The sequence below is a fragment of the Paenimyroides tangerinum genome (genome assembly GCF_003865405.1).
Taxonomy (GTDB): Bacteria; Bacteroidota; Bacteroidia; order Flavobacteriales; family Flavobacteriaceae; genus Flavobacterium; species Flavobacterium tangerinum.
Genome location: NZ_RQVQ01000005.1, coordinates 99,343 through 114,610 on the forward strand (window position 1 = coordinate 99,343; position 15,268 = coordinate 114,610).

At 34.7% G+C, this 15,268-nt stretch carries 5 protein-coding genes; all 5 read left to right on the forward strand.

The window, feature by feature from the left end; translation table 11 throughout:
- Positions 1–75 precede the first annotated feature (75 nt).
- Positions 76–1,008: a hypothetical protein gene (locus tag EG240_RS03265; RefSeq protein ID WP_125017390.1), complete on the forward strand. Its 933-nt coding sequence runs from the start codon at positions 76–78 to the stop codon at positions 1,006–1,008.
- A 2-nt stretch (positions 1,009–1,010) separates the two neighbouring features.
- The gene (gene rsmI, locus EG240_RS03270) at positions 1,011–1,718 is read left to right on the forward strand and encodes a 16S rRNA (cytidine(1402)-2'-O)-methyltransferase (RefSeq protein ID WP_125017392.1); all 708 of its coding nucleotides are present in this window, start codon (positions 1,011–1,013) and stop codon (positions 1,716–1,718) included.
- The gene (locus EG240_RS03275; RefSeq protein ID WP_125017394.1) at positions 1,699–2,118 is read left to right on the forward strand and encodes an OsmC family protein; all 420 of its coding nucleotides are present in this window, start codon (positions 1,699–1,701) and stop codon (positions 2,116–2,118) included. The genes rsmI and EG240_RS03275 overlap by 20 nt, the downstream gene beginning before the upstream one ends.
- Before the next feature lie 413 nt (positions 2,119–2,531).
- Positions 2,532–7,967 (forward strand): Ig-like domain-containing protein, encoded by a 5,436-nt coding sequence (locus EG240_RS03280; protein ID WP_125017396.1) that lies wholly within the window; start codon positions 2,532–2,534, stop codon positions 7,965–7,967.
- 263 nt (positions 7,968–8,230) lie between these two features.
- Positions 8,231–15,103, forward strand: a complete 6,873-nt coding sequence (locus EG240_RS03285; RefSeq protein WP_125017398.1) for an Ig-like domain-containing protein — start codon at positions 8,231–8,233, stop codon at positions 15,101–15,103.
- The last annotated feature ends 165 nt before the right edge of the window (positions 15,104–15,268 follow it).

Below are 15,268 nucleotides of genomic sequence, written 5' to 3' on the forward strand. Positions count from 1 at the left end.
CAGAATTTTCTGTTACTTTGTAAAAGACAAATTTATCAAAAAAAGATTGGTATTATTTCAAATCTAAAAAAAGTTATGAAGAAAATAATTGAATCGGAATTAATCAGTATTGCACATCGAATTCTTAAATTGAAAGATAAAGCCGACATCGATGCTTTGTATAATGAATCTAAAAACGTATTTGAAAAAATCTCAGTTTTAAAGTTTTATGAAGATAATAAATTCAGAATAGATCCTTTGATTACTGAAGAAAATATCAAGAATGCTTTATTTAATGAACAAGTTGATAATTCTGATGCTGAAATAACTAGAGTAAAAAATATCGAAATGAGAGACACTTCGATGAATCTTGATTTGATAAATGAATTGATTGAAGATTCTGAAAATTCCGAAATTATATCTTTCGAAGATAATCTTAGTTTCGTTTCTGTAGAAGAAAATTCTATTAAACAAAATCGTGAAGTAGAAGTTTTTGAAATCCAAATTGAAACTGTTAAGATTTCTGAAGAATTAAAAGAAGAAATTCCACCAATTGAAAATATTCCAGCACAAGAAGTACAAAATGTAACTATTGAAACGGTTCAAATTGATCCTGTTTTTGATATGCCAATCGATGAGATTTTTTTCGAAAAAGTTCAATCGGAAACTGAAAGTCAAAATGTAATTCCAGAAGAAGAGAAGCATCCAAATTTTGAAAATCAACATTTGTTAGATGTCTTAGAAAAGAATGAAATTCCGTTTCATGAAATTCCATTAAACAAAACCATTAACGATGCTTTTTCGCACATGATTACCGTTGGTTTAAACGATCGAATCGCATTTGAGAAAAATCTATTTAACGGAAGTTCTGAAGATTTGAACCGTGTAATTTCGCAGTTAAATACCATTGAAACATTCCCCGAAGCTAAGGATTTTATTGAAGATTTGGTAAAGCCAGATTTCAATTATTGGAAAGGAAAAGAAGAATATGAAGAACGATTTATGGAGTTAATTCAAAAAAGATTTTAAGAGTGAGTAAATTATATTTAGTACCAACTCCAATCGGAAATTTAGACGATATGACTTTTAGAGCTATAAAAGTTCTAAATGAAGTTGATTTGATTTTGGCAGAAGATACAAGAACCAGTGCGAAGCTGTTAAAGCATTTTGAAATTGCGACCCAAATGCACAGTCATCACATGCACAACGAACATAAAACGGTTGAAAATATCATTCAGAAATTACAACAAGGAATGACGATTGCATTGATTTCAGATGCTGGAACACCTGCGATTTCTGACCCTGGTTTTTTACTTACACGCGCTTGTGTAGAACACGGAATTCCTGTGGAATGTTTACCTGGAGCAACAGCTTTTGTACCCGCTTTGGTGAATAGTGGTTTACCGAATGATAAGTTTGTTTTCGAAGGTTTTTTACCTGATAAAAAAGGACGTCAAACCCGTTTTTTGGCATTAGCAGAAGAAACTCGTACCATGATTTTATATGTTTCGCCGCATAAATTGGTAAAAACTTTAGCCGAATTTATTGAATATTTTGGGGCAGACAGACAAGTTTCTGTTTCGCGCGAATTATCTAAATTACACGAAGAAACGGTACGAGGAACAGCAACAGAAGTTTTAAAACATTTCGAAGAAAAACCACCAAAAGGTGAAATTGTTGTCATCGTTGGCGGAAAAGAAAAAGCTAAAAAAGAGAAAAATGGCAACACACAAGATTAGTACAACTTGGAAAGGCAACATGCAATTTGAATCTTCAAATCCTGGCGGTTCTTTACAGATTGATGTAGCTGAAGATTTAGGCGGAAATAGTAACGGGTTACGTCCCAAAGCATTGATGTTATCTGCACTTGCAGGGTGCTCAGGTTTAGATGTAGCTTCATTGATTAAGAAAATGCGTCTTGAAGTTTCTGATTTTAATATCGAAACAGAAGGTTTTTTAACCGATACAGAGCCAGCTGTTTATGAAAAAGTTATCGTTAGTTATAATTTTTCTGGAAATAATCTAAATGAAGAAAAATTAGCCCATGCAGTTGATTTATCAGTAGAAAAATATTGTGGAGTTATGCACATGTTCCGTTCATTTGCTGAGATAGAAATCAAAATAAATTTCAATAAATGAATTTTGGGCGTTCCCTCGCTCATTATATTTTTCTTAAAAACAATATTAAAGCCCAACCGCTCGGTCGGGCTTTTTGCTTTATCTTTTTTTACGCTTCGCTTAAAAAAAGGATATCGCTCCAATCCCTAACGCAATCCTCAAATCGTATAAAGTCCCGTTGTTTCTTCAATAGTTCAGATATTATATAAAACATTTTGAATTTTAAAAATTATCTAAATTTTGTATAGATACTAAATCTTTAATCTATTATTTAGTTTGTTGTTGGGCAAAATGTCTATTTTTTGTTTATTTCTTAATTTTTTAACTATAATAATATTTATTTTTTATTATAATTTAGTTTTTTAACATTAATTAGGTTATATTCGTTAGTTATAGAATAGAAAAAATTGTTAAACTTTTAAAAAATTGTAAAGATGAAAAAAATTTACTTACTGTATCTGATGCTCTTTTTGCCTCTGGTACATTATGGACAAATAAATCAATCCTATAATTGGGATACTGATTTGCAAGGATGGGTTACATCTGGGGATGCAACAATGGCAACGACTACTATTGGATGTGCAAGTTCGGGAGCTGTTAGAACTAATATATATTATGATTTTTGGGATGACTTAACTTATTCGCCTAATTTTTTTAGGTCTCCATTACTTTCTAATTCTAATGGGGATCCAGTAACAGTTGAATTTTTGTATCAGGCTGTTAATTTTAATTTTAATGCTCCAACTTCTGCGGCACTTGCTGGATCGTTTGAGATACAATTACAGTGGTCAAGTTCAACTTCTGGACCTTGGACAAATTTTGCTACTATAACAGCGCCTTCTCTTAGTTGTGCAAGTTATTCTGCAACTTTTACTCCTGGGATCAGTGATGTTTATATAAGATTTGTAACTAATCTACTCGATGATGACGAAGATCTTCAAATTTATTTTGATGAATTAAATATTTATCAAGGTCCACCTCCTACATGTATTAACCCAACGAATATTGTGATGACAGCAGTAACATCGAATTCTGCAACAATTAATTGGACAGCACCTTCAGTTTTGCCTAATAATGGTTATATTTATGAAGTGAGAACAGATACTAATCCTGGTACACCAGGTGCAGCATTGATTGCTTCAGGTGCAACTGGAGCTGGAGTGACATTAGCAAATGTGTCAACATTGTCTGCGAATACTCAATATAATGTTTATGTACGAGCTAATTGTGGAGCTGGTGATTTAAGTGGTTGGAGTAATGTTTCAACTTTTAGAACACTTTGTTTACCATTTACAGCACCTTATACTGAAAATTTTGATTCTTATACAGCAGGTGCCTTTCCAACTTGTTGGTTAAGACCGATATTGTATTCTGGTTACCCTTCAATTGTAGCCTCAAATTTTTCAACCTCACCAAATTCTTTAAGATTTCAGTCTTTAACTACTATTCCAACTTATGCGATTACTCCTGCTTTTTCTCAAAATATCGAGACTTTACGTGTTAAGTTTAATCTGAAAAGAGAAGGAGCGAGTTCAGGTCAAATTGAAGTTGGTTTAATGTCAGATCCAAGTGATTTATCTACTTTTGTTTTAATTCAAAGTATCAATCCGCCAGATAATATTTACCATGAATATGTTATTCCTTTTAATGGTTCTACGGTTACTGGAGCTAATAGATATATTGCCTTTAAACATGTTTCAGGTGCAAATAATTGGTATTATTGGTTAGATGATGTAATTGTTGAGCCAATTCCATTATGTCCTGATATGACAGGTGTAGCAGTTTCAAATATAACAAAAAACACGACAACAATTTCTTGGAATGGTTTAACACCAGAGCCAGCTAATGGATATGCTTATGAAATTAGAACTTCTGGTTTACCTGGTACTGCAGGTGCAATTCAATCAGGGACAGTTGCAGCGGGTATTCACTTTAAAGACTTAATTAATTTACTTCCTTCAACAGAATATTTTGTTTATGTAAGATCTGTTTGTAGTGCTACGCAATTTGGAATCTGGTCTGATGGACGCGCTTTTAAAACAATGTGTGATTACCCAGAATTGGTTTTGGCTACGCCTGCTTCAATATGCGGAGAAGGAACAGTTAATCTATCAGCTTCTTTTAATTCGGGAACTTTAAATTGGTATGGTTCACAAACTGGTGGGATTTCATTGGGTACAGGTAATAGTTTTACAACGCCTGTTATAAATTCAACGACAAGTTATTGGGTTGATTCAAGTTTACTAGGGACAAGTGTTTTTGGAGGGAAAGCTTTACCAGGCGATGTGTCTTCAACAACTGCATCAACTTATGGATTGGTGTTTGATGCTTATTCAGGTTTTATTTTAGAAACTGTAGATGTGTATTTAGCTTCTGCAACTGCTGGAAATATTGTGATTAATCTAACAAATAGTTCAGGTACAGTAATTGAAACTCGTACAGTTGCTGTTCCTGCAGGAAACGCTACAACTCCTGTTTTGCATACCATAACTTTAGATTTAAATGTTCCAGCTGGAGTTGGTTATAGATTACTGGCGATCACTTCACCTAGTTTAGTAAGAGATACGACTGGTAATACTTTTCCATATGTTTTAGGAAGTTTAGGTTCCATTACAGGTGGTTATCTAAGCGGAGCTTCAACGTCTTATTATTATTTCTATAATTGGTCAATTAAATCGAATTGTACTTCTCCACGAACAGAAGTAATTGCGACAGTTACTCCAGCTCCAGTGTTAACGTTATCTACTAATCAAGTTCAAATTTGTGAAGGAGATTCGTCTTTGGTTACTGTTACTGCGGGTGCTTCAGATTATAATACTTTTGTATGGTCGCCAACTACAGGAGTAACTGGAAATGCTACTACAGGTTGGACGTTTAATCCGACGGTATCAACACTTTATGTTTTGACAGCTTCACAAACAGGAGGTTCTCAATGTGTGTTTACAACAGGTGTAAATGTAGGTGTTAATTCATTGCCAGAGTTTACTCCGTTAGATACAACTTATGATGTATGTGCTAATGTAGTTCAAGAGTTAAATACAAATTTGGTTGCAATAAAAGAATATGTAATTGGTACAGGTACAACAACAACGTCAACATCTGATATTCCTACTGCGTTTATGAATCGTTGGCCTCAAACCAAACAACAATATATTTATACAAAAGATGAATTAAATGCGATTGGAATTTATGGTGGAAATATTGATTATTTAGCATTTAGAATTTCGTCTTTGGGTTCTGGTGCTACTAATAATAATTACACGATTAAGATGAAATCAGTAGCGGAGTCCAATTTTGCTAACTCAAACTTTTTGACTGTTGGATTTACGACCGTTTATGGACCTGTGACACATACGCATACTGCAACTGGTTGGCAAGAATTTAATTTAACAACACCATTTATTTGGAATGGAAATTCAAATGTTTTAATTGAATTGACTCATCTTGGTGCTGATTCTTCTAATAATGCAGAAACGTTTTATTCAGTAACAACTGATAATAAAGGGTTAGGTGCTCAAGGAGCTTCAGCGTTAAGTGCAGTTTCGGGTACTTTAACTACAAAACGATTAAATATAAGATTTAAACAAGATGGTTCTTCTACAGCAACTTGGTCTCCACAAACTAATTTGTATCTAGATCAAGCAGCAACTCAGCCTTATACAGGTGGTCATGCTACTAAAGTTTATGTTAAATCTTCGCAAACTGGTAGTACAGTTTATACTGTAAATATGGTTACTGATAAAGGTTGTTCAGCAAATCTTACAACTACAGTTAATGTTACAGAAGTGTCAACCCCTGTTGCTGCTGATCAGACTTTCTGTGATGAAACAGATGTGGCTGATATCGTTGTAACTGGTTTAGCAGGAGCAAATATGAAATGGTTTGATTCTGCAACAGCTACTTCGGAAATTACTTCTGTTGCTACATCAGGAACATATTTTGTAGAACAAGAGTTAAATGGTTGCGTGTCTGCTAGAGTTTCTGTAGATATAGATATTAATGGAGTTAATGTTGCTCCTGTGACAAACGCTACTCAAACATTTTGTGGTAGTTACACAGTTGCAGATTTAGTTGCTACTCCATTAACAGGAAATACAATTGGATGGTTTGATAGTGCAACATCTACTACGCCTTTAGCTGTAACTACAGTTTTAGCTACAGGTAATTATTATGTTTCACAATATAATGGGTCATGTTGGTCACCTAAGGCTGAGGTTTCAGTTACAGTAGGTTCTGTTCCTGCTGCTCCAGTTAATGTAGCTCAGGTTTTCTGTGGAAATAAATATTTAAGTGAAATTGATTTAGGGCAAGGTGCAAATGCAACTTTGAATTGGTATCAAACAGCTACTTCTATTAATGTATTGCCAATGACAACGCAACTTGTTACAGGAACACATGCATATTATGTTTCTCAGACAATCAATGGATGTGAATCTTCTCGTGTGGAAATTCAGGTGAATATACAACAACAATTACTAGTGCCAGTTGCTCCAGAGATGCAGTTGTATTGTGTTGTAATTCAGTTTTCTGATTTAGAAGTTACAGCTTCTGTAGGTGGAATAATCGGATGGTTTGCGTCTGATATATCAACAACGCCAATTGATGCTAATCAGGATGTTGTAACAGGAACATATTATGTAGCTCAATATAATGGAGCTTGTTGGTCAGATAAAACTACAGTTCAAGTTACTGTTGGAAATAAGCCATCTGCACCAAGTAGTGATAATGTACAGTTATGCGGAAACTATAATTTTGGACAAGTATCGATTGGTCAGATATCAGGTGCTACTTTAAAATGGTATGAGACATCAACTTCAACAACGCCTCTAGGGTCATCAACAAATGTTGTAGGAGGTACATATTTTGTGTCACAAACAGTTGGTGGATGTGAGTCAGATCGTGCGATGGTTGTAATTTCTCAAACAGATGCTTTAAATAATCCAACGGTAGTTTCTCAGTCATTCTGTGGGTCTGCAACTGTTGCTGATTTAGTAGCTCAAGGTACAGCTGGAGCAACAATTGTTTGGTATAATTCATCAGTAGCGTTGAATCCATTGTCTTCAAATGCAGCTTTAGCTACAGGGACATATTATGCGGCTCAAACTGTAAATGGATGTATATCTTCTAGAGTTCCAATTTCAGTGTTTGTAGTGTCTATTGCAGCTCCAAATGTAGATACATTTAATTTCTGTGGAGGTGCTACGGTTGCTAATTTAGTATTGCCTACACCAACAGGAGTTGTTTATAAATGGTTTGATTCTCCTTCAAATCCGACTCAATTAGATGCTAATATCGCTTTAGTGTCGGGAACTTATTTTGTTTCTCGTACGCAATACGGATGTGAATCTTTAAGAACACCAGTTACTGTTAATATTAATTCAGTACCAGATGCTCCAACTGGAATTAGTCCGCAAGTGTTTATTGAAGGTTCTACAATCAATGATATTTTAATGGATCAGCCAAATGTGGTTTGGTATATGACGCAACAAAATGCTCAAAATGGAGTAAATCCATTAGTTCAAGGAATGCCTTTAGTTAATGGGACAACTTATTACGGTGTAATCATCGGAACTAACGGATGTCCAAGTTTGCCATTCGCATTAACTGTTGATGTTTATTTATCAGATGACAAATTTGTTAAAGAAGATTTGAAATATTATCCAAACCCTGTTGAAGATATTTTAAACGTTACTTATTCAGAAAGAATATTACAAATTGAAGTATTTGATTTATTAGGTAAACGAGTTAAAGTTAAATCAACAGATGATAAAGAAGTTAATATTGATTTATCAGATTTAGCAAGCGGAACTTATATGATTCAATTAAAAACAGAATCGAAGCAACAATTTATAAAAGTTGTGAAAAAATAATTCTAATTTTTTTTAAATAGTTTTTTAAATCCAGAGGGAAGTTTTTCTCTCTGGATTTTTTTGTTTAAATATCCGAAATTTCGTGAATTTATGTAAGGTGATAGGGCTTTTTCTAGTTTTATTATGGTATTTATAATTTGTTGTTAATTTTATTGTTTTTGATATGAAGTGTTTTTTTTAACGTATTTTTTTTGATATGTAAAAAAATAATCTATTTTTGTTAATTACTATAATTAATATTTAACCTTAAAAAATTATTTAAAATGAGGAAAATTTACTTACTCTTTTTGATGCTTATAGTGCCTTGGTTGCATTATGGGCAGATAAATGTCTCGTATACCTGGAATTCTGGGTTGGAGGGATGGACTACGTCTGGACCTGCTGAAATGGAAGCGACCACAATTGGATGTAATGGCTCTGCTGGAGCGGTTAGAACCAATTTATATTCTGATTGGTGGGATGTTCTATATTCTCCAAATAATTTTAGATCACCTTTATTAGCAAATTCAACAGCTGATATGGTGACGGTTTCATTATCTTATCGTGTAGTGGATTATGAGTATGAAGCACCTTCAAATGCTGCGTCTGCTGGATCGTTTAATTTGAAACTTCAGTGGTCTTCTTCTCCAACTGGGCCATGGACGGATTTTGGTACACCTATTACAACACCTGCATTACTATGTACACCTTATACAGCGACTTTTACTCCTGGTGTCGGGGATGTTTATGTTCGTATGGTTTCAGTACTTTTAGATGAGTTTGAAGATATTCAAGTGTATTTTGATGAATTAAGTATAACTCAAGGTCCGCCACCTTCTTGTCAGGTGCCAACAAATGGTGTTCTAACAGATGTTTCGTCATCTTCTGTTGCTTTTAGTTGGTCTGCTCCTTCTGTGGTTCCTTCAAATGGTTATCAGTATGAAGTGAGAACAGATACAAATCCAGGAGTTACTGGACCTGCTTTAGTAGGACAAGGAACAACCGCGGCAGGTGTTTTAAATGCTAGTGTCGCTACCTTGGCTCCAAGTACAGCATATAATGTTTATGTAAGATCAAATTGTGGAACTAATAGTTTTAGTCAATGGGTTAAAATTTTGAATTTTAATACTTTGTGTACTGCTCAGGATGTTCCATATTTGATGCCAATTGATGCAACAACAGGTTCTGCTTTACCTCAATGTGTTACTATTGAGAATTTAAATAATGATACTAAATTCTGGGAAACTACTTCAGCACAATCTGGTATTACAGACAGAGTAATGAAATATTCTTATAATTCAACTCAAGCTGCTAATGATTGGTTTTTTACTAAAGGATTGAATTTGACAGCGGGTCACGCTTATCGTTTGAAATTTAAATTCAAGACTTCTTCAACATCTGCAGTGGAGAAACTTAAAGTAATGTTAGGTACAGGGAATGTTAGTACTTCAATGCAAACAGAATTATTTAATGTTACAACTACGTCGGCAAATGCAAGTTCAACGGTTGAGTATACGATTCTTGATTTTGTGCCGGCTGCAACAGGGGTTTATTATGTAGGTTTCCAATGCTATTCTGCGGCGGATCAGTATACTTTATATGTTGGTGAGGTTTCAGTTGATTTATCTCCAACATGTTTAGTTCCAGGAAATTTACAAATTACGAATGTGACTAGATACGGAAGTAAAATTCAATGGCAAGCTCCAGTTGTTCAGCCTCAAAATGGATATGAATATGAAATAAGAACATCAGGTGAGCCAGGTTCTGGTGCGGTTGGATTGGCGCAAACGGGCATACTTCCTAATACCGATTTATTTAAAAATGTTACAGGTCTATTGCCTTTAACTCAATATTTTGTATACGTACGATCAGTTTGTGTTGGAACTGACGTCAGTGTATGGACACCTGTTAAGACATTTAAAACACTATGTGATTACTCTGAATTAACTTCAGTTACACCTGGTACTCGTTGTGGAACTGGTACTGTTGATTTATCAGCGGCTTCTAATTCAGGTCAAATAAAATGGTTTAGTACTCAAACTTCTAGTTTGCCAATTTATACAGGTAGTGCTTTTACAACTCCTATTATAGAAGGAACAACTTCTTATTGGGTTTCAAATTATTCGAGTACTCAATTGTTAGGAAGCGGAGGGATTTCTGCAAATACTAGTACTTCGGCTAGTTCATTAAATAATTATGGATTAGTTTTTAATCTTTCTCAAAATGTGTTACTAAAATCTACAAAAGTATATCGTACATCAACGGCTGCTTCTGGAACAATAAGTGTAAAGATCTTGAATTCTTCCGGGGATGAAGTATATAATACTGGTTTAATAACTTTAACACAAACGGGAGGAACAAATCCTATTGAGGTTCCATTGAATGTTAATTTGCCATCAGGAAATGGATATAGAATATTATTAAATTCTTACTCTTCAGCTGAATTAGTACGTCTTAGTTCAGGGGTTTCTTATCCTTATGTGGATACTAATGGGATTTTAAATGTTACTAGTGGAGCAACTGGTTTGACATCAGTTAGTGCAACATCATATTATTATTTCTTCGATTTACAATATGATGCTACTTGTGCTTCTCCACGAACAGAAGTAGTTGCTACAGTAACTGCACCTCCGGTTCTAGAATTATCTGAAACTGAGTTTGAAATCTGTGAAGGTGAATCTGTTTTAGTAACTGTAACAGAAGGTGTTTCAAACTACGATTCGTATGATTGGTCAATAAATGACGAGGAGGTTGAAGACGGAATTATTGGAAATCATACAACAGGATGGACATTTAGTCCTACGGTTTCGGGTGTTTATACTTTAACGGCTCATAATTTAACAAGTGATTGTACTTCAGTGATTGATGTAACTTTTAATGTTAATTCATTACCAGATTATACTCCTTTAGATGAAAATGCTACTATTTGTATTGACGTGCCTCTTGAATTGAATCCAAATATTTCTGGAAAAGATGAATTTATTGTTGGTACTGCAACAACGTTGACTGGAAATTTTGACAGTACAACTGCATTTAATAATCGTTTTTCAGGTTCTAGACAACAATATATTTTTACAAAAACAGAGTTAAATGCTTTAGGGTTTGATGCAGGAAATATAACTGGAATTTCTTTTGAGATCGCAACATTAGGTTCGGCGAATTCAAATTCAAATTATACAATTAAGATGAGACAAGTTTCACAAGAAAATTTTAGTACAACTTCTTTCTTGACGGGAACTTTTACTACGGTATTTGGACCGGTAAGTTATACTCATCAACCTAGTGGTTGGCATGATTTTGAATTTACGACTCCTTTTGTTTGGGATGGCTCTTCGAATATTTTGATTGAATTGACTCATGGCGGTGCAAATAGTACTAATAATGCGCAAACTTATTATACAGAAACTACTGATGACAAATCACTAGCGGCGATTAGTGTGACGGCAGCGACTGGTACGTTATCTAAGAAGAGATTAAATACAAAATTCTTAGTTAATGGTTTGGGTGAAACAGTATGGACACCTGCAACTAATTTGTATTTAGATGAAGGTGCAACTCAACCTTATGTTGGTGGAAATGCTAAGAAAGTATATTTTAAGTCTTCAACAGTTGGAGAGTATAATTATTCAGTAGTTTTAACTCCTCCTAATCAATGTGTGGTAAATCTTACAACAGCAATCTCGGTTATCGATGTAACTGAACCGATAGTTGCTGATCAATCTATTTGTTCTACTGAGGTATCTAATATTACTGTAACAGGTTTACAAACAGGTGGTACTGTAAAATGGTATGAAACTGAAACGTCAACAGAAGAGTTAGATGAAATTCCTGCTACAGGCACTTATTTTGTAGAGCAAGTGGTTGGTACTTGTAAATCAGCTCGTGTATCTGCAGTGATTACTTTAAATTTACAATTACCTGCTCCTGTAGCACTATTAGATCAAAAATTCTGTTTAGATACTGTGAATACAAGTTATACAGTAGCAGATTTAGACGCTACTGCAACTACAGGTACAATTGGTTGGTTCACGAATGTAGAGGATACTACGCCTTTGGAATTAACAACTGAATTGATAACGGGTACTTATTATGCTGCAGAATTTAATGGTACATGTTGGTCTCCAAGAACAGAGGTTGAAGTTGCTATTGGAACTATGCCTGCGGTGCCTAATGGAGCTAGCCAAGCATTTTGTTCTTCTTTAACTCTTGCTGATGTTGAAGTAGGGCAAGTTCCTGGGGCAACAGTTAATTGGTATGCTTCTGCTGATGCTACTGAAACTTTAGATACAGAAAACCCACTTACTGATGCTACTTATTACGTTTCACAAATAATAGGTTTCTGTGAATCAGAAAGAATTCCAATTCAAATTCAATTAATTCCTGTATTTGATGCACCTGTTGCGCCATCTCCAGTTTTATACTGTCAAGAAACTACTTTTGATGATTTAGAAGTGACTCTTCTGCCAGGTGGAACGAAAGGTTGGTTTACTTCTATAGCAACTGCTGAGCCTAATATACAGCTTACTGATATTGTTACTTCGGGTACGTATTATGTGGCTCAATATAATGGAGCTTGTTGGTCTAATAAAACACCGGTTGTTGTTACAGTGAATCCTACACCAGCTGCTTTAAATAATGTAGCTCAAACTTTATGTGGAACATTTACATTAGCTGATGCTCAGTTAGGTCAGGTTGCTAATGCTACAGTTAAGTTTTATACTTCAGTAACTTCAGACATTGTTTTACCAATGACTACTCCTTTGGTTACTGGTACTTATTATGTTTCTCAAACTCTTGGTGGTTGTGAATCTGATAGAGTTGCGGTTCAGTTTACAGTTCATGAAAAATTAACTGCTCCAGTAGCTCCTGCTACTCAGTTCTACTGTGGAACTAAAACATTTGCTGATTTAGATGCTACTCTTACTACAGGTACAATTGGTTGGTTTGCGATAGATGATACAACAACCGCTCCATTGAGTTTAACAGCAAATGTTTCTACAGGTACATATTATGTTGCTCAGTTAAATGGAACTTGTTGGTCTCCTACATCTGAGGTTGAAGTTACTATTAATCCAATTCCAGCAACTTTAAATGATGCGGATCAACAATTATGTGGTACGTTTACATTAGCAGATGCGGAGTTAGATCAAGTTGATGGGGCTGAAGTTAGATTCTTTGCTTCTGAAGCTTCAACAACACCAATGGCACTGACATCACCTTTAGTTACAGGTACGTATTATGTAAGTCAAATGATTTTAGGTTGTGAGTCAGTTCGTGTACCAGTAAGTTTTGTAGTGAATGAAATTTTAACAGCGCCTCAAGCACCAGCTGTTCAGTTCTATTGTGGACCTACAACATTTGCTGACTTATCTGCGACTCCTACAACAGGAACAATCGGTTGGTTTGCAACAGATGATACAACAACTACTCCATTGAGTGCAACAACAACTGTTTCTACTGGTGTTTATTATGTTGCACAGCTTAATGGACAATGTTGGTCTCCTACTACACAAGTTACTGTATCGGTTAATCCAATTCCGGCTAGTTTAAATAATGCTTCTCAACAATTATGTGGAATATTTACTCTTGCGGATGCGGAATTAGGTCAAGCAGAAAATGCTGTTGTGTTTTTCTATGCAACTGCAACTTCATCAAATATTTTACCATCTACTAATTCGCTATTAACAGGTACTTATTATGTGAGTCAAATGGTTTTAGGTTGTGAGTCACCTCGTGTAGCAGTAAGTTTTGTGGTAAATGAAAATTTATCTGCTCCTCAAGCTCCAGCTGTCCAATCTTATTGTGGAACAACAACATTTGCAGATTTATCAGCAACTCCTACAACAGGAACAATTGGTTGGTTTACTTCTGCAGATGCAACTACACCGATGGCTTCTACAGCTTCTGTTGTTACAGGAACTTATTTTGTTGCTCAACTTAATGGACAGTGTTGGTCACCTAGAACAACTGTTAATGTAACAGTTAATCCAGTACCAACTGCACCAAGTAACGCAACAATTCAGTTGTGTGGTAATTATAATTTTGGTCAGGTTTCTATCGGTCAAGTTTCAGGAGCTACTATTAAGTGGTATGCAACAGAAACTTCAACAACACCTATAAATCCAGGTACAAATGTTGTTAGTGGTTCTTATTATGTTTCTCAAACCATTGGTGGTTGTGAGTCTGAACGTGTGATGGTTACTATTTTCCAAACAGATGCATTAAGTAATCCAACTGCTGTTTCTCAAACATTTTGTGGTTCTGCAACTGTAGCTGATTTAGTTGCTCAGGGAACGAATGGAACAATAGTTTGGTATAACTCTTCTGTTGCATTAAATCCATTGTCGTCTAATACAGCTTTAGCTACAGGTACATATTATGTGGCTCAAACATTAAATGGATGTTTCTCTAATAGAGTGCCGATTTCAGTGTTTGTTGTATCAATTACTGCTCCAAATGTTGATGCATTTAATCTATGTGGAAGTGCAACGGTTGCTGATTTAGTATTACCTACTCCGACAGGAGTTGTTTACAAATGGTTTGATTCACCTTCAAATCCAACTCAACTAGATGCTAATGTCGCTTTAGTTTCGGGTACTTATTTTGTGTCTCGTACACAATATGGATGTGAATCTTTAAGAACACCAGTTGCTGTTAATATCAATTCAGTTCCGGATGCTCCAACAGGAGTTAGTCCGCAAGTGTTTATTGAAGGTTCTACTATTAATGATATTGTAATGGATCAGCCAAATGTGGTTTGGTACATGACGCAACAAAATGCACAAAATGGAATAAATCCATTAGTACAAGGAATGCCTTTAGTAAACGGAACAACTTATTACGGTGTGATCATCGGAACTAACGGATGTCCAAGTTTACCATTCGCATTAACGGTTGATGTTTATTTATCAGATGATAAATTTGTAAAAGACGAATTGAAATATTATCCAAATCCAGTTGAAGATTTGTTAACGATTTCTTATTCAGATCGAATCTTATTAATTGAAGTTTTTGATTTATTAGGCAAACGAGTTAAAGTTAAATCAACAGATGATAAAGAGGTTAATATTGATTTATCTGATTTAGCAAGCGGAACTTATATGATTCAGTTAAAAACTGAGAATAAGTCACAGTTCTTGAAAATTATCAAAAAGTAATTTTAATTTATAATTGGTTTTTAAATCCAGAGGGAAATATTCTCTCTGGATTTTTTTATTAACAAAAAAAATATGATTTTTAATTTTTATAAATACTTATTTTTGGTCTATTTATTTATTTATTATGATGTTTTAGTTTATAATGTAAGATTTATGGATGTAAAA

Bases quoted from the DNA above. Each gene is read 5' to 3' on its own strand.
- EG240_RS03265 (WP_125017390.1), top strand. From the start codon at position 76: ATGAAGAAAATAATTGAATCGGAATTAATCAGTATTGCACATCGAATT.
- EG240_RS03275 (WP_125017394.1), top strand. From the start codon at position 1,699: ATGGCAACACACAAGATTAGTACAACTTGGAAAGGCAACATGCAATTT.
- EG240_RS03280 (WP_125017396.1), top strand. From the start codon at position 2,532: ATGAAAAAAATTTACTTACTGTATCTGATGCTCTTTTTGCCTCTGGTA.
- EG240_RS03285 (WP_125017398.1), top strand. From the start codon at position 8,231: ATGAGGAAAATTTACTTACTCTTTTTGATGCTTATAGTGCCTTGGTTG.